The sequence below is a fragment of the Sinorhizobium meliloti genome (assembly GCF_017876815.1).
GTDB lineage: Bacteria > Pseudomonadota > Alphaproteobacteria > Rhizobiales > Rhizobiaceae > Sinorhizobium > Sinorhizobium meliloti.
Genome location: NZ_JAGIOS010000001.1, coordinates 1,544,932 through 1,562,581, shown reverse-complemented (window position 1 = coordinate 1,562,581; position 17,650 = coordinate 1,544,932). Strand labels below are relative to the sequence as shown.

General features: G+C 63.2%; 17 protein-coding genes and 1 riboswitch. Of the genes, 10 read left to right on the top strand and 7 right to left on the bottom strand.

All coding sequences use genetic code 11. The annotated features are described in order from the left end of the window. Positions 1-25: 25 nt before the first annotated feature. The 4 genes from JOH52_RS07335 to JOH52_RS07320 all read left to right on the top strand — a co-directional run bounded on the left by JOH52_RS07335 (position 26) and on the right by JOH52_RS07320 (position 4,719). Positions 26-1,435, top strand: a complete 1,410-nt coding sequence (locus tag JOH52_RS07335) for a murein hydrolase activator EnvC family protein (protein ID WP_013844910.1) — start codon at positions 26-28, stop codon at positions 1,433-1,435. Continuing rightward, the gene (locus tag JOH52_RS07330) at positions 1,425-2,747 is read left to right on the top strand and encodes a S41 family peptidase (protein ID WP_003531244.1); all 1,323 of its coding nucleotides are present in this window, start codon (positions 1,425-1,427) and stop codon (positions 2,745-2,747) included. The genes JOH52_RS07335 and JOH52_RS07330 overlap by 11 nt, the downstream gene beginning before the upstream one ends. Positions 2,748-2,928: 181 nt before the next feature. Then, entirely contained in the window at positions 2,929-4,131 is a 1,203-nt protein-coding gene (locus tag JOH52_RS07325) for a divergent polysaccharide deacetylase family protein (RefSeq protein ID WP_010970468.1), read from the top strand. Between the two features lie 60 nt (positions 4,132-4,191). After that, positions 4,192-4,719 carry an RNA pyrophosphohydrolase gene (locus tag JOH52_RS07320; RefSeq protein WP_013844912.1) on the top strand — a complete coding sequence of 176 codons (528 nt, stop codon included), beginning with the start codon at positions 4,192-4,194 and terminating at the stop codon, positions 4,717-4,719. 216 nt (positions 4,720-4,935) lie between these two features. Here JOH52_RS07320 and bfr read toward each other — a convergent pair whose 3' ends face one another. From bfr to JOH52_RS07295, 5 genes are all read right to left on the bottom strand, one after another. Then, positions 4,936-5,421 carry a bacterioferritin gene (gene bfr, locus JOH52_RS07315; protein WP_003531268.1) on the bottom strand — a complete coding sequence of 162 codons (486 nt, stop codon included), beginning with the start codon at positions 5,419-5,421 and terminating at the stop codon, positions 4,936-4,938. Next, positions 5,387-5,698: a (2Fe-2S)-binding protein gene (locus JOH52_RS07310; RefSeq protein WP_003531270.1), complete on the bottom strand. Its 312-nt coding sequence runs from the start codon at positions 5,696-5,698 to the stop codon at positions 5,387-5,389. The genes bfr and JOH52_RS07310 overlap by 35 nt, the downstream gene beginning before the upstream one ends. Positions 5,699-5,979: 281 nt before the next feature. Further along, entirely contained in the window at positions 5,980-9,330 is a 3,351-nt protein-coding gene (locus tag JOH52_RS07305) for an error-prone DNA polymerase (protein ID WP_013844914.1), read from the bottom strand. Continuing rightward, positions 9,327-10,883, bottom strand: coding sequence for a DUF6504 family protein (locus tag JOH52_RS07300; RefSeq protein WP_015445679.1), 1,557 nt, complete (start codon positions 10,881-10,883; stop codon positions 9,327-9,329). The genes JOH52_RS07305 and JOH52_RS07300 overlap by 4 nt, the downstream gene beginning before the upstream one ends. Then, positions 10,783-11,763: an ImuA family protein gene (locus JOH52_RS07295; RefSeq protein ID WP_017266097.1), complete on the bottom strand. Its 981-nt coding sequence runs from the start codon at positions 11,761-11,763 to the stop codon at positions 10,783-10,785. Before JOH52_RS07295 ends, JOH52_RS07300 begins: the two co-directional genes overlap by 101 nt. Positions 11,764-11,905: 142 nt before the next feature. Here JOH52_RS07295 and JOH52_RS07290 point away from each other — a divergent pair, with 142 nt between their 5' ends. Then, complete coding sequence (locus JOH52_RS07290) at positions 11,906-12,340, top strand: metallopeptidase family protein (RefSeq protein ID WP_003531284.1); 435 nt, start codon at positions 11,906-11,908, stop codon at positions 12,338-12,340. A gap of 84 nt (positions 12,341-12,424) precedes the next feature. Here the strand turns inward: JOH52_RS07290 and JOH52_RS07285 are convergent, their stop codons facing one another. Together JOH52_RS07285 and JOH52_RS07280 are read right to left on the bottom strand one after the other, a co-directional pair. Further along, positions 12,425-12,631: a DUF1737 domain-containing protein gene (locus JOH52_RS07285; RefSeq protein ID WP_010970473.1), complete on the bottom strand. Its 207-nt coding sequence runs from the start codon at positions 12,629-12,631 to the stop codon at positions 12,425-12,427. Continuing rightward, the gene (locus JOH52_RS07280; protein WP_010970474.1) at positions 12,628-13,530 is read right to left on the bottom strand and encodes an HpcH/HpaI aldolase/citrate lyase family protein; all 903 of its coding nucleotides are present in this window, start codon (positions 13,528-13,530) and stop codon (positions 12,628-12,630) included. The genes JOH52_RS07285 and JOH52_RS07280 overlap by 4 nt, the downstream gene beginning before the upstream one ends. A 121-nt stretch (positions 13,531-13,651) precedes the next feature. On the opposite strand from JOH52_RS07280, the gene JOH52_RS07275 reads away from it, so the two are divergent. From JOH52_RS07275 to JOH52_RS07255, 5 genes are all read left to right on the top strand, one after another. Next, a complete protein-coding gene (locus JOH52_RS07275) occupies positions 13,652-13,903 on the top strand; it encodes a hypothetical protein (protein ID WP_010970475.1) in 252 nt (83 codons plus the stop codon). Between the two features lie 147 nt (positions 13,904-14,050). Then, positions 14,051-14,656, top strand: coding sequence for a 3-isopropylmalate dehydratase small subunit (gene leuD / locus JOH52_RS07270; protein WP_003531292.1), 606 nt, complete (start codon positions 14,051-14,053; stop codon positions 14,654-14,656). Between the two features lie 8 nt (positions 14,657-14,664). Next, on the top strand, positions 14,665-15,045 hold the full coding sequence (locus JOH52_RS07265) for a RidA family protein (RefSeq protein ID WP_003531294.1): 381 nt from the start codon (positions 14,665-14,667) through the stop codon (positions 15,043-15,045). A gap of 190 nt (positions 15,046-15,235) precedes the next feature. Beyond that, a riboswitch (SAM riboswitch) is annotated at positions 15,236-15,313 on the top strand. Then, positions 15,309-16,304 (top strand): homoserine O-acetyltransferase MetA, encoded by a 996-nt coding sequence (gene metA / locus JOH52_RS07260; protein ID WP_010970476.1) that lies wholly within the window; start codon positions 15,309-15,311, stop codon positions 16,302-16,304. It overlaps the preceding riboswitch by 5 nt. Positions 16,305-16,384: 80 nt before the next feature. Next, complete coding sequence (locus tag JOH52_RS07255) at positions 16,385-17,401, top strand: aldose epimerase family protein (protein WP_010970477.1); 1,017 nt, start codon at positions 16,385-16,387, stop codon at positions 17,399-17,401. The last annotated feature ends 249 nt before the right edge of the window (positions 17,402-17,650 follow it).

Genomic DNA, 17,650 nt, shown 5'->3' with positions numbered 1-17,650 from the left:
CTAACTTTTGGACTTACGAGACTGGATGAAACCTCCAACGAACAGAGCCGGTTTGCTATCCGGCGCGCGGCGGATCCGCCGCGGCGCTGCGGTTGCGGCGCTCTTCCTGTCGGTGATCGGGCCGACTGCGGCTCAGGCGCCCGCCGATGCGGGGGCCGCCAAGGCGGCGCCGCCGGATCCGGCTGCCGATCTGGCGGTCCGGCGCGACAGTACCGCGAGCGAGCTCGAGGCGCTGTCGAAGACGATCACGCTCTCGCGGGATCGCTCCGAGGCACTCGAAAAGACGATTGCCGAGATCGACAAGAGCAACGAGACCCTGCGTGACGCCCTCGTGGATTCGGCAGCCAAGCGGCAGGAGTTCGAACGCCGGATTTCAGACGGCGAAAGAACGCTCGGCGATCTGCGCGTCAAGGAGGATGTGGTGCGGCGCTCGCTGCGCGCCCGCCGCGGCCTTTTGGCCGAAGTGCTCGCCGCCCTCCAGCGCATGGGCCGCAATCCGCCGCCGGCAATCCTCGTGACCCCGGAGGATGCGCTCGGCTCCGTCCGCAGCGCCATTCTGCTCGGCGCCGTCGTTCCCGAAATACGCGAGCAGACCGACAGCCTCGTCGCCGACCTGAAGGCGCTTGCGGATATCCGCAGCGGCATCGCCAGGGAACGCGAGGAACTGACCGCGGCAATGACCGCCCGGCTCGAGGAAGAGCGGCGCATGTCGATGCTCGTTGCCGAAAAGGAGAAGCTGAGGCAACGCAATGCGGCCGATTTGGCGGCCGAACAGCGCAAGGCCGAGGAACTCGCCCTGCAGGCGGAGAACCTCGGGGGCCTGATCTCATCGCTCGAAAACGAGATCTCCTCCGTGCGCGAAGCGGCCGCCGCCGCCCGCGCCGAGGAGGAGGAACGCCGCCGCATGAGCGAGGCCGAACGCGAGGCTGCGCGGGAGCTCGCCAGGAGTGCGGTGCCCGACAAAAACCGCATTGCGCCGGCATATGTCTTTTCCGAGCTGCGGGAGCGGCTGGCTTATCCCGTTGCGGGTTCGCTTGTGCGCCGTTTTGGCGACGCGGACGGAACAGGGCATTCGCTGCAGGGGATCATGCTCGAGACCAATGCAGGCGCGCTGGTGACCACGCCGGCGGACGGGTGGATCGTCTATGCCGGGAGTTTCCGCAGCTACGGGCAGATGATCATTCTCAATGCCGGCGACGGGTATCATATCGTGCTCGCCGGCATGGAGAACGTCAGCGTCCGGCCGGGGCAATTCGTCGTGGCCGGAGAGCCGGTGGCGGCGATGGGTGCAAAAAGAGTGGCGAGTGCGGCGGCCTTGGCGCTGGAAACCGACAGGCCAACGCTTTACATTGAATTCAGAAAAGACGGGAAGCCGGTTGATTCCCGACCGTGGTGGACCGCAGCAGAGGTTGGAAGGGCGCGAAATGATACGTAGAGCTTCACTTGTCCTGGTCGGGGCGCTGATGGGCGCGACGGCGATGGGCGTCGTCTACTCGGCAACCATGCCGGCCGTGGCAGCAAATTCGTCGACATACCGCGAACTGGCGATCTTCGGCGACGTCTTCGAGCGCGTGCGCGCGCAATACGTGACGCCGCCGCAGGACGACAAGCTGATCGAGAACGCGATCAACGGCATGCTCACGTCTCTCGACCCGCATTCGAGCTACATGAATTCGACCGACGCCGAAGATATGCGCACCCAGACGCGCGGCGAGTTCGGCGGCCTCGGCATCGAGGTCACCATGGAGGAAGATCTCGTCAAGGTGACCAGTCCGATCGACGACACGCCCGCCGCGCGCGCCGGTGTGCTCGCAGGCGATTTCATCTCGAAGATCGACGGTCAGGACGTCCGCGGCCTCAAGCTCGAGGAAGCGGTCGACAAGATGCGCGGTGCCGTCGGCACGCCGATCAAGCTGACGATCCTGCGCAAGGGAGCCGAAAAGCCGATCGAGCTGACGATCGTACGCGACGTGATCGCAGTACGCGCGGTGAAGGTCCGTGTCGAAGGAGATGTCGGCTATCTCAGGGTCATCTCGTTTACGGAGAAGACCTTCGAAGACCTGAAGAAGGGCATCGAGAAGATCCAGGCGGAAGTTCCCGCGGACAAGCTCAAGGGCTATGTTCTCGACCTGCGCCTCAATCCGGGCGGCCTGCTCGACCAGGCGATCAATGTCTCGGACGCATTCCTGGAGCGTGGCGAGGTCGTTTCGACCCGCGGCCGCAATCCGGATGAAACCCGCCGCTTCAATGCGACCCCGGGCGATCTGGCCGGCGGCAAGCCCGTCGTCGTGCTCGTCAACGGCGGTTCGGCATCCGCGTCGGAAATCGTGGCCGGCGCTCTCCAGGACCTGAAGCGCGCCACCGTTCTCGGCACGCGCTCCTTCGGCAAGGGTTCGGTGCAGACGATCATCCCGCTTGGCGACGCCGGCGCGCTGCGTCTGACGACGGCGCTCTATTACACGCCGTCCGGCAAGTCGATCCAGGGCACCGGCATCACGCCTGACATCAAGGTGGAGCAGCCGCTGCCGCCCGAGCTTCTGGGCAAGGTGGAAGCGCAGGGCGAATCCGATCTGCGCGGCCACATTCCGGGCCAGGAAGAGACCGAAGAGGGCTCCGGCTCGGTAGCTTACGTGCCGCCGGAAACCAAGGACGACATTCAGCTGAACTATGCGTTCGACCTGTTGCGCGGCAAGAAGACGGATCCGTCCTTCCCGGCCAATCCGGAACAGGCGCAGCTGAAGGAATAGCCCCCCTCACCCGCAGAGTTCTGGGCAACATGAATCAAGGAGGCGCCGGGCTGTTCAACCCGGCGCCTTTATATTATCCATCGGCATGCAGCCGCATGTGCGATGATTCTGGCCTCCTTCAAGTCCATCGTCATGGCCAGCGGCGATTCGCGCCAGGATCGAAGCTCGACCGAGGCCCCGTTTGGCAACTGACCTCAATGCCCCCCTGGGCCAGAACCGGAAGGAGAGCCCGGCACGCAAGCGCGATCTCGGTCGCGTCCTGCGCTATTGCGGCCTCGGTCTGGGAGCCCTTGCGGTCATCGGTATCTCGGCATGGAGCGCCCTTTCTCCCGGTCACCAGACCCGTTCGCCTGCAATGCCCGCAGCGACCGAAGCAACCCTCGCCACCGAACCAGCGCCATCCTCAGAGGGCCAAGGCAACGGGCCCGGGGCGCTCCACCGGAGCGGTGCTCTCTCCGGCGCACATGTCGAGGACGTTCTGACCGATGATGGCGCGACGGTCAGGAAATACACGCCGCGTTCGCGCGAAACCGGCGGCCCCGCACTGATCGATGTCGAGGCGACGCGCGGACAGGACCCCCGCATGGCAGCCCTTCCGAATGAAAGCCTGCTGGAAGACCGCCCCGAAGGCCGCCTGCCGGTCATCGGCCCGGACGGGCTGAGGCCGATGGAGCAGTATGCGCGCCCCTGGTCCGGCGCGCGCGGAACGCGGATCGCCATCGTCGTCGGCGGCCTCGGCCTCAGCCAGACGGGCACGCAGCGCGCCATCCGCGATCTGCCGCCGGAAGTGACGCTCGCCTTCGCTGCGGCCGGAAACAGCCTGCAGCGCTGGATGCAGGAGGCGAGGCGTGACGGCCACGAGATCCTGCTGCAGGTGCCGATGGAACCATTCGATTACGCCACCAACGATCCGGGCCCGCACGCGCTGCGCGTTTCTTCCGATGCCGGGAAGAACCTTGCGGAACTGCATCGCAGCATGGGACAGATCACCAACTACACCGGCGTCATGAACTATCTCGGGGGCCGTTTTCTCTCCAATGCGGATGCGCTCGAGCCGGTCATGCGCGATCTCGGCAAGCGGGGCCTTCTGTTCCTGGACGACGGGACGTCGGCGCAATCGCTCTCGGGAACGCTCGCCGGGGCCTTCGAGGTGCCGCACGGTTTTGCCGATCTCGTGCTCGATGGCGAACTCAGCCGCAATGCCGTCCTGCGCAGGCTGGACGAGCTGGAGCGGATCGCGCGGAGGAACGGCACCGCGATCGGGGTTGCTTCCGCCTTCGATGAAAGCGTGGCGGCCATTGCCGAATGGTTCGAAGAAGCCGGCGGACGGGGCATCGAGGTGGTCGGCGTGGCCGCACTCGTCAAAGATCCGAAACAAAACTGATTTAAGCGCAGTAGACCACCGGGTCATACGGCTCGCGGCAACATGCAAAGGAAGGACGATATGGGGAAGGATAAGGGGCGCGTCATGACGGCTGAGGATCTGCCCTATCGGCCATGTGTCGGCGTCATGGTTCTCAACCGGCAGGGACTTGTCTGGGCCGGGCACCGGCTCGCCGTCGGCAATTCCGAATATGACGGTTCGCCGCAGCTCTGGCAGATGCCGCAAGGCGGCATCGACGAGGGCGAGGACCCGCTCGAGGCCGCCTGTCGCGAACTTTACGAGGAGACCGGCATCCGCTCGGTCTCGCTCCTCGCAGAGGCGCCGGACTGGATCCATTACGACCTTCCGTCGCACCTGATCGGGATCGGCCTCAAGGGCAAGTACCGCGGCCAAAGGCAGCGCTGGTACGCCTTCCGCTTCGAGGGCGACGAGAGCGAGATCGCCATCAACCCGCCGCCCGGCGGCCACGAGCCGGAATTCGACGCCTGGGAATGGAAGCCCATGCACGAACTTCCGGGCTCGATCGTGCCCTTCAAGCGCAGGGCCTATGAAGAGGTCGTCGCTGCGTTTTCGCATTTGGTGCGGTGAGAGAAAAGACCGGCATGTCGCCCCTCATCCGGCCTGCCGGCCACCTTCTCCCCGCAAGCGGGGCGAAGGGGACAAGCGGCAAACGCCAGGCCTCTTCCGCCGTCGAATGCGGGGCAAGGCAGAGCGGCGTGTCCCTTCTCCCCGCAGGCGGGGAGAAGGTGGCGGCAGCCGGATGAGGGGCTGATTTAATTCGCCGCCCCTTGAGAAGGTTGGAACTTATTCGGCTTCGTCGGCCGAAGCGGCGTTGAGCTGGCCGTATTTTTCCTCACCGATCTTGCGGAGCAGATCGAGCTGCGTTTCGAGGAAGTCTATGTGGCCCTCCTCGTCGGCGAGCAGTTCCTCGAAGAGCTTCATCGAGACGTAATCGCCGGCCGCGTGACAGATGTCGCGGGAATTCTTATAGGCCGTGCGCGCGTCGTACTCGCCGGCAAGATCGGCTTCCAGGACTTCCTTGACGTTCTGGCCGATGCGCAGCGGCGCGACCGTCTGCAGATTCGGGTGGCCTTCGAGGAAGATGATGCGGGAGACGAGCTTGTCGGCGTGGTGCATCTCCTCGATCGACTCGGCGCGCTCCTTCTTGGCGAGCAGCGTATAGCCCCAATCTTCGAGAAGGCGGTAATGCAGCCAGTACTGGTTTACGGCACCGAGTTCGAGATAGAGCGCTTCGTTAAGCTGCTCGATGACCTTTGCGTCGCCTTTCAAGATCCGCCCTCCGGTTTTCTTCATGGAATTGTCTGAGGCGGGTCATGAAATCAAATATATCGGCGTCCGTCGAGTCGCGGCGGGCGTGATATTGCTCGGTGGTGCGGATGATGATGTCGACGACATTGGGAAAACAGCCGCAGCAACGGCCGCGTTTTTCCATCGCATGATAGACTTTCGCCGGCACGATCAACTGCCAACAGTCCTCGTCGAGGAGGCCGACGATCGTGTCCTCGATCTCTTTCTCGGTGATGAAATTGCAACTGCAAACCAGCATTTCGTCGTGTCCATCATACGCAACGCTCTGATTTTGCGATAAAGCAAAAGAGGACATTTGCCGTCAACTAAAAACTCTTCTCCATATGGTTGAGGAATGCATTAGAGCGATTCTAAACTTGACGGAAATCATCGCATTTTCATTACATTAGGCGATTCTAAGGAGAGGATTTTTCCTCCATGACTTGTAATTCCGGCAGCGGTGCCTGCGACATTTTTACACAGGGGCGCCCTGGAGGCCTCAAGCGCAAGGCGGACTTCGATGCGCGTAACGACTGGGGCTCAATGAAAATTGCGCCCCTTCGGCATGACCTCCGCGACCTGGGCGGCCGCCTCGCCCTCCGGCGCTGCGCGAGCGGGCAGGCCCAGGCGCAATTGCCGGAGTTTTTTCTTTTCGCGGGCGTCCGCGCTCGGCCGCAAGGCCCCGTCCGCGCGGTCGTTGACGCCGAAACGCCGCGCCTCCCGGCGCAGCAGGCCAAGCATCGGCGTTATATCCTCCAGATGATCGGCGACCACGTGAATGACGCCGCTCTGGTTCTGTAAGCGGCCGCGGACTTTCACAAGCCGCGATCCCATGACCTGCCGCCGGTATTTCTGGAACGTCTTTTCCCAGACGATGATATTGGCGATCCCTGTTTCGTCCTCGATCGTCATGAAGATGACGCCATTGGCAGAGCCCGGCCGCTGCCTGACCAGTACAAGGCCTGCCACCGTCACCCATCTTCCAGTTGCGGTTGCCGCCAGATCCCGGCTGCGCAGGATACCCATTCGCGAAAAATCCTCCCGCATGAAGGAAACGGGGTGCGCCTTCAGGGAGAGCGTCAGGGTGCGATAGTCATGAATGACCTGTTCGCCTGCCGGCATATCGGGAAGAGCGACCTTGGGCTCGATCTGCAGATCGTCGGAACCCGCCCCCTCGAAAAGCGGCAATCGCTCCACCGCCGACTGCTCGTCGAGCGCCTTTACCGCCCAGAGGGCCGCCCGCCGGTCGAGGCCTATCGACCGGAAGGCATCGGCATCCGCAAGACGCTCCAGAACGGAGCGGGAGAGCCCTGATCGAAGCCACAGGTCATGAACGGAGCGGTATCCCTCCCCCCGGCGCGCGACGAGCGCCTTCATATCCGTCTGCTTCAGGCCCTTGACCAGCCGGAAGCCCAGCCGCACGGCCTTCCGGGTTTTGATCACCTCCCGCATGCTGGCGTGGCGCGGGTGGACAGCATTCTTGTCGAAGGCGCCCTCGCCTTCGAGCAGGGCATCCCAATCCGAATGATTGATATCGACCGGCAGCATTCTGACCCCGTGTTCACGGGCATCGCGCACCAGTTGCGCCGGCGCATAGAAACCCATCGGCTGTGCGTTCAGGAGCGCGGCGCAGAAGATGTCCGGATAATAGGTCTTGAGCCAGGCCGAGGCATAGACGAGAGAGGCGAAGGAGGCAGCATGGCTTTCGGGGAAGCCGTATTCGCCGAATCCCTTGATCTGGTTGAAGCAGCGCTCGGCGAATTCCCTCTCGTAGTCATTCGCGACCATGCCCTCCACCATCTTCCGCTCGAAGGTGTGGATCGTACCGGTCCGCTTGAAGGTGGCCATGGCGCGGCGCAGGCGGTCGGCCTCGCTGGGCGAAAAACCGGCCGCTGTGATCGCGATCTGCATCGCCTGCTCCTGGAACAGCGGCACGCCCAGCGTCCTTTCCAGGACCGCCTTCAACTCCGGGCTGGGATACACGACCGCCTCGCCCCTGCGCTGGGCTTCGCGCCGTTTCAGATAGGGATGCACCATATTGCCCTGGATGGGGCCGGGGCGAACGATCGCTACCTCGATCACCAGATCGTACATTTCGCGCGGCTGCAGGCGCGGCAGCATGCTCATCTGCGCCCGGCTTTCGATCTGGAAGACGCCGACCGTATCGGCGCGGCAGATCATGTCGTAAACCGCGTCCCGATGATCCTGGTAGATTTCGGCCAGCGTTATCGGCTCGCCGTAATGCGCTTCCAGAAGCTTGAAACCCTTGGCAAGGCAGGTCAGCATGCCGAGCGCCAGCACGTCGACCTTCAGTATCTTCAGCTCATCGAGATCGTCCTTGTCCCATTCGATCATGTAGCGGTCGGGCATGGCCGTGTTCATGATCGGCACGACCTCGTCGAGCCTGTCGCGGGTAATCACGAAGCCGCCCACATGCTGCGAGAGGTGGCGCGGAAAATTCATGAGCAGACTGGCATAGGCAAGCACGCGCCTGGTGAGAGGGTCCGCCGCGTCGAGCCCCGCCCCTTTCGCCTGCTCCTCGGTGAAAGGCGAGGTGCCCCAGCCCCAGATCGAACTGACGAGAGCCGATTGAACGTCTTCCGAAAGGCCGAAGGCCTTGGCGACCTCGCGCCCGGCGGAGCGCGAGCGATAGCTGATCACCGCGGCGGTCAGGCCCGCATGCTCCTTGCCGTAAGTCCTGTAGATATACTGGATCACCTCTTCGCGCCGCTCGTGCTCGAAGTCGACATCGATATCGGGCGGCTCGTCGCGATCCTTCGACAGGAATCGGTCGAACAGCAGGGTGAATTTCTGCGGATCGACATCGGTGATGCCGAGGCAGAAGCAGACCGAGGAATTGGCCGCCGAGCCCCGCCCCTGGCAGAGAATATTCACGCTGCGGGCAAATTTCACGAGCTTGTGGACGGTCAGGAAATAAGGCTCGTATTTCTTGTCGTGGATGAGCTCGAGCTCATAGTCGATCTGGCGCATCACCTTTTCCGGCACGCCTTCGGGATAGCGCTCCGCCGCACCTTCCGCGACGAGCCGCCGCAAGCTTTCGGCGGGCGTCTCGCCATCGGCGTTTTCATCCGGATATTGGTGGCTGAGCTCGTCGAGGCTGAAGGCGAGCTCGCGGAAAAATTTCCGGGTATTGGCGATCGCCTCGGGATAGTCGCTGAAAAGCCTGGCCATTTCCCTTGGGCCCTTCAGATGCCTTTCGGCATTCTTCTGCAGAAGGAAACCGGCGCCGGCGATCGGCACATGCTCCCGGATGGAGGTGACGACATCCGCGAGCGGCCTGTAATGCGGATCGTGATAGAGCGCGTCATTGGTGGCGAGCAACCCGATGCCGGCCTTTCGGGCAATTGCGGCCAGAACGGCAAAATCATGCCGGTCGAAACCGTCATAATGCGGCGCCAGTCCGAGATAGAGCCGGTTGCCCGCATGCTCCTTCAATGTCCCGAGCAGCACTTCCAGGCTCTCCGGTTCCGGCCGCCCTTCGCCTTGCATGACGATCAGAAGAAGCTCCTCCTGCCATTCGAGCAGGTCGGCGAGATGGAGCGTGCAGTCGCCCTTCTTCGAGCGCAGGTTACCGGCGCTGAGCAGGCGGCAGAGATGCCCCCAGCCCCGCCTGTTCTTCGGATAAGCGAGAATGTCCGGCGTGCCGTCGGCAAAAACCAGGCGGGCGCCCGGCTGGAAGGGATAGCCCTCCACCTTCGCCTTGGCATGAGCCCTGACGACGCCGGCGACGCTGTTGCGGTCGGCAATGCCGAGACCGGCAAGCCCCGCCTTCTTGGCGAATACGACCATCTCCTCGGCCGGCGCCGCCCCTTCGAGAAAGGAGAAATTCGTGCGCGCACCGAGCTCGCAGAAGACAGCATCCGCGCTCATGCGAAAACTCCGTGCATGAACCAGCGGGGCGAGGCGGTCTCCCTTCCGTAGAGACCTTCGCGAAACAGCCAGAAGCGGCGGCCCTCCTGATCCTCTATCCGGAAATAATCCCGCGTCGGATGATCCTCCCCGTCGATCCACCATTCGGCGGCGATGCGCTCCGGCCCTTCGGCACGGGCGACGCGGTAGCGGGTCTTGCGCCAGTTGAAGCTGCGCGGCGCACCCTCGGGCACTTCCGCCGTCGCCTCCACCGGTTCGGGATGCGCGAAAATCCGAAGCGGACGGTTCTCGGGGAAAGCCTTCTCTTCAAGGGCAGCCGTCCTCAGGACCGCGGCCACGTCCGTCACGGCGGCAAATCCGCCCGCCCGTTCCGGCAGATGGCTTTCGGCAAGGGTCGCCTGCATCAGGCAACCGGGCCCGAAACGGGCGGAGACCTTGTCGACGAAGGCCGCGAGCGGCTGGCTTTCGTCGGGGGCGCCGGAAAAATCCTGCTGCGCCGGATCGAGCCTTTCGCTTCTGAGGACCGAGAGCCGGACGATTTCGAAACCATATCCGGCATCGAGATCGTCATGAACCGCCTGCAGCCGCTCGCGAAAGAGGGCGGCGATGCGGACGGCATCGTTCAAGGGCACGGCCGCATGGGCTCGAACGCGGAATACCCGGCCGTCGACGCGGAACAGGAGGAGCTCGAAGAGCCGCCCGCCTTCGCCATGTCGCTCCAGCGAGGAGCGGACATCCCTGGCGAGGTGACGGGTCAGTTCGAGAATGTGTTCCTCGTCCTGCAGCGGCTCGGCGAGCCGGCGTTCGGCGGAGAAGCTCGGCACGGGCAGCCGGGGCGAAAGCGGCTCGTCCTCGAAGCCCCTCGCCTGATCGAGCCTGAGGAGAAGGGAGGAGCCGAAGCGGCGGGCGAGCGGCGCCCGCGGCGCTTCGAGAAGGTCGCCGATCTGTTTCAGCCCGACCCGTTCGAGTGCGGCCGCGGTGTCCGCCGGCAATCGCAGCGCGGCGACCGGCAAGGGTGCCAGCACCGGGTCTCCATCCCCGGGCGCAATGACGTCGGCATCGCCGTAACGGGTGACAGCCCAGGAAAGCCCGGCTGCGGAGGAGACGGTCGCCCGCGCCTCGACGCCGAGAGAGAAAAGACGCGACAGGACATCGCTGATGAGCGCCTTTTCGCCGCCATGAAGATGGGCGCAGCCGGTGATGTCGAGGAACAGGCCATCCGTGCCGTCGAGTGCCACGAGCGGCGTATAGCGGTCGCACCAGTCGGCAAGCGCCTCCAGGAAGGCCTGGTCGGCGGCCGGATCGGCGGCGATCACGTCGAGCGAGGGACACATGGCGCGGGCCTCCGCCGCCCCCTGGCCGCGCTTCAGGCCGATACGCTCTGCAAAAGTATCGAGCGCAACGAGCCGCATGGCATTGTCGATCTTGGCGGCGAAGACGACGGGCGGATGGTCAGGACGCCCGCGCGAAAGCCAGGAGGCGCCCCATCGGCTGCGCGCGACGCGGTCGGTCGGCAGATGCGGAAAGTGGATCGACAGGATCCGTTGGCTCATCGTTTGTCTGAAGAGCGGCGCTCCGGCGCTCATCGAGTGAGTAGAAGCGGCGGTCATGGGCGTTCCATTCGAGAAAGATGTCGTCGGAGGCTTGGCGCCTGCTTTTTTCGACAAGGAGGTGAAAGGCGGGATGGCCGATGCTGCCGCAAAGCACCGAACCATCGGGAAGAGGACGTTCGCCGGCCGGTGCCGGCTTGACCTGGAGCCGGAAGAAGGCGCTGCTCGCCTCCTCCTCGCCCGCCTGACGCAAGACGAGAAGAGGCACGCCGCCCGCCCGGGCCCTCACATGCAGACGCCGGCTCTCGCTCAGGGCGAGACAGGCAGGGTTGCCGCGGATTTCCAGAACGACCACGGCGAAGACCGGTACCGAAAGCGCCGTCTCTGCGATCCACAGCGCATCCTTCACCGTGCGCGCCGAAACGAAGAGGAAGCGCTCGGCATCGAGTCCATAGGCCTTGAGGCCCGGCGCATAAGGCTGACCCGCCTCACAGGCAGCAAGCGTCTGGCTGATCCAAAGGACCGGGGCCAGACGGCCATTCTCCTTCTTCTGCCGTTGATAGAGCACCGCAAGCGCCGCCACGAAACCGGCGGCCGCGCCCGCATCCCGGGTTTCGGCATTGCGGATTTCCATCATGCCCTCGAGCGGCAACCCGCCCTGGAGGACCTCATCGAATTGCGGGACGCCGAGCGGCAGGATCTTGCGGCGCGTGGCCTCCTCCTTGCCGCGGCGAAAGCCGGCAGGGTCGGCCGTCTTGGCCGACCGGACGCATCCCGGCACCCCGCGATCTTCAATCCGCGCAATGGTCTCGCGAAGGGAAAGAACGGTTTGCCGTTGCACGGCGTTTCCGGCCATGACGGTCAGCTCCATCTGCATGTTCATGTTATGTTCTTATGGATTCCAGAGCTGCCCTCAAGAGTCAACAACCAATGTTGAGAATATATTCCTCTTTCTTCTCGGGATAGAATTCATCACTCGAAAAACAAAGGCAAAATCGCTATATGAGGGGCAACAAGGAGTGCCCATGGCCCGCATTGACCAAACCGATGATTGGCGGGAACGCCACGCACCGTCGCTTACCGTATTCGAACAGCTCGCGTTTGAAGCCTACAGCCACCTGCCTGAGGAATTCCGCAAGCTGACGACGGATCTCACGATCGAAATCGCCGACTTTCCAAGCGACGATGTCTTCGAAGACATGGCGCTCGAAACGCCGTTCGACCTGCTGGGCCTGTTCGAAGGCCGCGGCCTCGGTGAACGCTTCACCATGGAAACCGGGGAGTTCCCGAACCGCATCACCCTCTACCGCCGCCCGATCATCGACTACTGGGCCGAAAACGAGGAAACGCTCGGCGATATCATCACCCATGTGCTGATCCACGAGATCGGCCACCATTTCGGTCTGTCGGACGACGACATGGAGCGGATCGAGGAAAGCGTGGAACACGTGGGCGGCTGAGGCCTGTTGAGATTCGGATACCCGCCGCTCCTGCCTGATTTCCTCATCCCTGTGCGCGGGGGCAAGTCTGACCCGAAACGATCCCTACTGCTCCGACAGCTTCATGTCGGGATGATAATCCTTGCCCTCCACTTCCTTCACCACCGCCTGGCCGCACTGCATGTGCTGGGTGTCGGCATTGAAGGCGTAGGTCGGCGGACCGTGCAGCGTCCACCCCTGGTTCAATGACGCCGTCACCTTGTGGCAGAAGGAGGCATCGTCGGGGCCGGTGAGAAAGCGATAGAGCTTCAAGATTTTGCCTTTCGTTTTTCGATGATGTCCGCCTTGGCGGCGATCTTCATCGCCTGTTCGAGATGGAGGCGCTCGACCATCCGCCCATGAAGGTTGATGACACCCTTTCCGGAATTGTCCGGCAAGGCAAAGGCCTCGATGATCGCGCGCGCCTCCTCGACCGCAGCCTCGTCCGCGGCGAAATGCCGATTGGCCGCATCGATCTGCGCCGGGTGGATCAGCATCTTGCCGTCAAAGCCCATGTCGCGTCCCTGCCGGCACTCCGCCTCGAACCCTTCCGGATCGCGGAAATCGTTGAAGACCGCGTCGATGGCGTCGAGCCCGCTGCCGCGCGCGGCAAGAAGGATCTGCATCAGCCACGGAACGAGATAGGTCCGGCCCGAAAGGGCGGGCACGCCCGTCTCCTTGCGAAGATCGTTCAGCCCGACGACGAAGCAGTCCAGCCGGCCGCCGGAGGTGCGGCCGGTCTCGGCGATCGCCGGCCCGTTCACGACCCCCCGCGGCGTCTCGATCATCGCCCAGAGCCTCAGCTCATCCGGCGCATCCCTTTCCGAAAGCCAATCGAGCGCGCCTTGAATATCGGCGGGGCTTTCGACCTTGGGCAGGAGGATGGCATCGGGCCGCGCGGCAAGAGCCGCTGCGAGATCGGCCTCGCCGAAGCCCGAGCCCGCCGCATTGACGCGGATGACCGTTTCGCCCTGCGGCCGGTTGCCGGCAAGATGCCGGACGAGGGCATCGCGCGCCGCAGCCTTGCGGTCCGGCGAGACGGAATCCTCGAGGTCGAAGATCACGGCGTCCGCCGCCAGTTCACAAGCCTTGGCGAGTGCGCGCTGATTGTCGGCCGGAACCGAAAGCACCGAGCGGCGCAGCCGCACGGGATGATGGTCGATCGCTCTCATGCCGTTCCCTGTCATGCCGTTCGTTGTGCCTGCCTTTCAACCTTTGCGCAAGACGAGACGAGCGGACCCTCTTGCAAGCGGCGTGGCCAGCACCCACATGCCGAACAGAAAGGTGACAATCATGCAAAGCATCCGCTCTGTTCTCTTCACGGCCGCCGCCATCACCATCACGCTCGTGGCCTTCGTGTTCACCGCCTCGCTGGCCCTGGCGCTCGCCGGGATCGCCGCCATCATTGCCGTCGGCAGCGCGATCGCCGCCAAACTCAACGGACGGCCCGTGCAGGCTCGTGCGCGCGCACGCGCCAATCCGGGAAGCACTCAGCGCGAGATGCGGGTATGGAACGACGGGCGCGGGACGATCATCGATCTTTAGGATCGGATTGCCCGAAGCGGGATAAGGCAAGTTGTGAAGCGGTTTTCCGCCCGCCTCCCGCTCCATGAAAGCAGATTCTCCTTCATTTCGGCGCAAAACTGATCTAAACGCTTCTCGAACATTTCCGCTGAAATCGAAGGCCAAGTCATGGACAAGTTCGTCAAGCTCACCGGCGTTGCCGCTCCCCTGCCCGTCGTCAACATCGACACGGACATGATCATTCCGAAGGATTACCTGAAGACGATCAAGCGCACCGGTCTCGGCACGGGGCTTTTCGCCGAGGCGCGCTACAACGAGGATGGCACCCCCAATCCGGACTTCGTCCTCAACAAGCCTGCCTACCAGAACGCCAAGATTCTCGTCGCAGGCGACAATTTCGGCTGCGGCTCCTCGCGCGAGCATGCGCCTTGGGCGCTTCTCGATTTCGGCATCCGCTGCGTCATTTCGACCTCCTTCGCCGACATCTTCTACAACAACTGTTTCAAGAACGGCATCCTGCCCATCGTCGTCAGCCAGGAAGACCTCGACAAGCTGATGGATGACGCCAGCCGCGGCTCCAATGCCATTCTCACGGTCGATCTCGAAGCGCAGGAGATCACCGGTCCGGACGGCGGCTCGATCAAGTTCGAGGTCGATGCCTTCAAGCGCCACTGCCTGCTGAACGGCCTCGACGATATCGGCCTCACGCTCGAAAAGGGCGGTTCCATCGACAATTACGAGAAGGCGACCGCCGCTTCCCGCCCCTGGGCCTGAGCTGCCGGATGACCCGCAAGCTCATCTCGTCCGGCTCGCCTTTCGAAAAGACGGCAGGCTATTCGCGTGCCGTCGCGAAAGGCGACTGGTGCTTCGTCTCCGGCACGACCGGCTACGACTATGCGACCATGACCATGCCGGAAACGGTGGAGGAGCAGGCGCGCAACTGCCTGAAGACGATCGAAGGCGCCCTGAAGGAAGCCGGCTTCTCGCTGTCGGACGTCGTGCGCAACCACTACTACGTCACCGATGCGAGCTTTGCCGACCGCGTCTTCCCGATCTTCGGCGAGACCTTCGGCGAGATCCGCCCGGCCGCAACGATGATCGTCTGCGACCTCATCCGCCCGGAAATGCTGATCGAGATCGAGGTCACTGCGTTTCGGGGATAAGGCAGAACGACGGACAAGGGCTGCCCCCTCACCATGACCCAATCTCCCGCAAGCAGGGCGCGGGGGACTGGAAGAGTGCCGCTCATCCCTTCGCCCCGCTTGCGGGGAGAAGGTCGCGGCAGCGGGATGAGGGGCCGCCTAGACGCCGTCGAATCCTTTTTCATTGACCGCGCGGTCCTCCTCGCGCTATCAAATGATCCGTGGTGATTTGGCCGGCCGGCTTGCAGCCACGTTAAAGAAGTCGCTAAAGGGCCGAGGGAACAATGGATTTCCGAGGACCGGTCGCGATCGTTTCGCCGCCGGTTTTTTTGTATTCGATCGAGTGGACGCCCATGCCCATCAAGATACCCGATACGCTGCCCGCCTTCGAAACTCTCGTTCACGAGGGTGTGCGGCTGATGACCGAGACCGAGGCGATCCGCCAGGACATACGGCCGCTGCAGATCGGGCTCTTGAACCTCATGCCCAACAAGATCAAGACCGAGATCCAGATGGCGCGGCTGATCGGCGCCACGCCGCTTCAGGTCGAATTGACGCTGGTCCGCGTCAACGGCCACCGGCCGAAGAACACGCCCGAAGAGCATCTGCTCGCCTTTTACGAGACCTTCGAGGAGGTGGAGGCCCGCAAGTTCGACGGGTTCATCATCACCGGCGCGCCGATCGAGACGCTCGAATACGAAGAGGTCACCTACTGGAAGGAGTTGCAGCGCATCTTCGACTGGACGACGACCAACGTCCATTCGACGCTGAACGTCTGCTGGGGCGGGATGGCTGCGGTCTACCATTTCCACGGGGTTCCGAAATATCCGTTGAAGGAAAAGGCCTTCGGCGTCTACCGCCATCAGAACTTGCAGCCCTCTTCGGTCTATCTGAACGGCTTTTCCGACGATTTCGCCGTTCCCGTTTCGCGCTGGACCGAGGTGCGCCGCGCCGATATCGACCGGGTGCCGGATCTCGAAATCCTGATGGAATCCAAGGAAGTGGGCGTCTGCCTCGTACACGAGAAGAAAGGCAACCGGCTCTACATGTTCAATCACGTCGAATATGATTCGACGTCCCTGTCGGAGGAATATTTCCGCGACGTCGATGCCGGCGTGCCGATCAAGCTGCCGCACGACTATTTCCCGCACAATGACTCCGCACTTCCGCCGCAGAACCGCTGGCGCAGCCATGCACACCTCTTCTTCGGCAACTGGATCAACGAGATCTACCAGACGACGCCCTACGAGCTGGCGAAGATCGGAACCGGAGAGCGTTGAAGCAAAAAGTATGACTTTCCGGTTGCCGCCTCGGCGGAAATGCAGCAGGTTGACGCCGACTCGCGGAAATGGGGAGATGCATGGGAACAGACACGGAAATCTTCGGCCACCTGCCCTCCGGCGAGCCCGTACAGCGCGTGACGCTTAAGGGCGGCGGGCTGACGGCGTCGGTGATCACCTGGGGCTCGGTCATACAGGACCTGCGGCTCGAAGGACATGCAGCCCCGCTCGTGCTCGGCTTCGAGAATTTCGAAAGCTATCCGGCCCATTCCTCCTATTTCGGCGCCACCCCCGGCCGCAACGCCAACCGCATCGGCGCCGGCCGCTTCGCGCTCGAAGGCAAGGCCTATCAGCTCGAGCTCAACGAGAGCGGCGCCACGCATCTCCACGGCGGCAGCGACAATATCGCCAAGCGCAACTGGTCGATCCGCAGGCGGGCTGAAGACAGCGTAACGCTCGAGATCACCGATCCGGACGGCCGTGCCGGCTACCCGGGCAATTGCACGATCACCTGCACCTATACGCTGAAACCGGGCGGCACGCTCAACGTCGTCTACGAAACTGAGACCGACGCGCCGACCCTCGCCAATGTCTGCCAGCACAGCTATTTCAACCTCGACGGCGGCTCGGACGCATTCGGCCACGACATCATGATCGCGGCAGACCACTACCTGCCCACCGACGAGCGGCAGATTCCGACGGGCGAGATCCGCCCCGTTGCCGGCACCGCCTTCGATCTGCGCGAAATGACCTCGCTTGGAAGGCAGCTGGACGGCGGCGGAATCGCCTATGACCACAATTTCTGCCTCTCGCCGGAGCGCGTGCAGAAGCGCTCCGTGGCGCTCGTACGCAGCATCAATTCCGGTGTGTCGCTGGAAGTGCTGACGACGGAGCCCGGCGTGCAGCTCTATACCGGAGAAAAGCTCGACGTACCGGTTCCCGGCCTCGAAGGCCGCCGTTACGGCCCCTTCGCCGGCTTCTGCCTCGAAACGCAGATCTGGCCCGATGCGGTGAACCACGAAGGTTTCCCGAAGGCGGTGCTGAGACCGGGCGAAACGCTCCGGCAGGAAACGGATTACGTTTTCACGAAGAACTGAAGCAAGGCGGAGGCCGTTGGAGCACTTTCAGTTTCACCGTTTCATCGAACAGTGAAACGCTCCATCCCGCCGCTAACCGACGCCGGCATCCACCGGCAGCGTGATACCGGTGACGAATTCGGCTGCGGGCGAGGAAAGAAAGAGAACCTCAGCTTTTCAGCGCCGGGATCGGACTTGACAAACCCCGGCTATGTTACGTTATTACGTTTATGAAGCGAAATGTAATAACGTATCCATGAAGCCGGAACA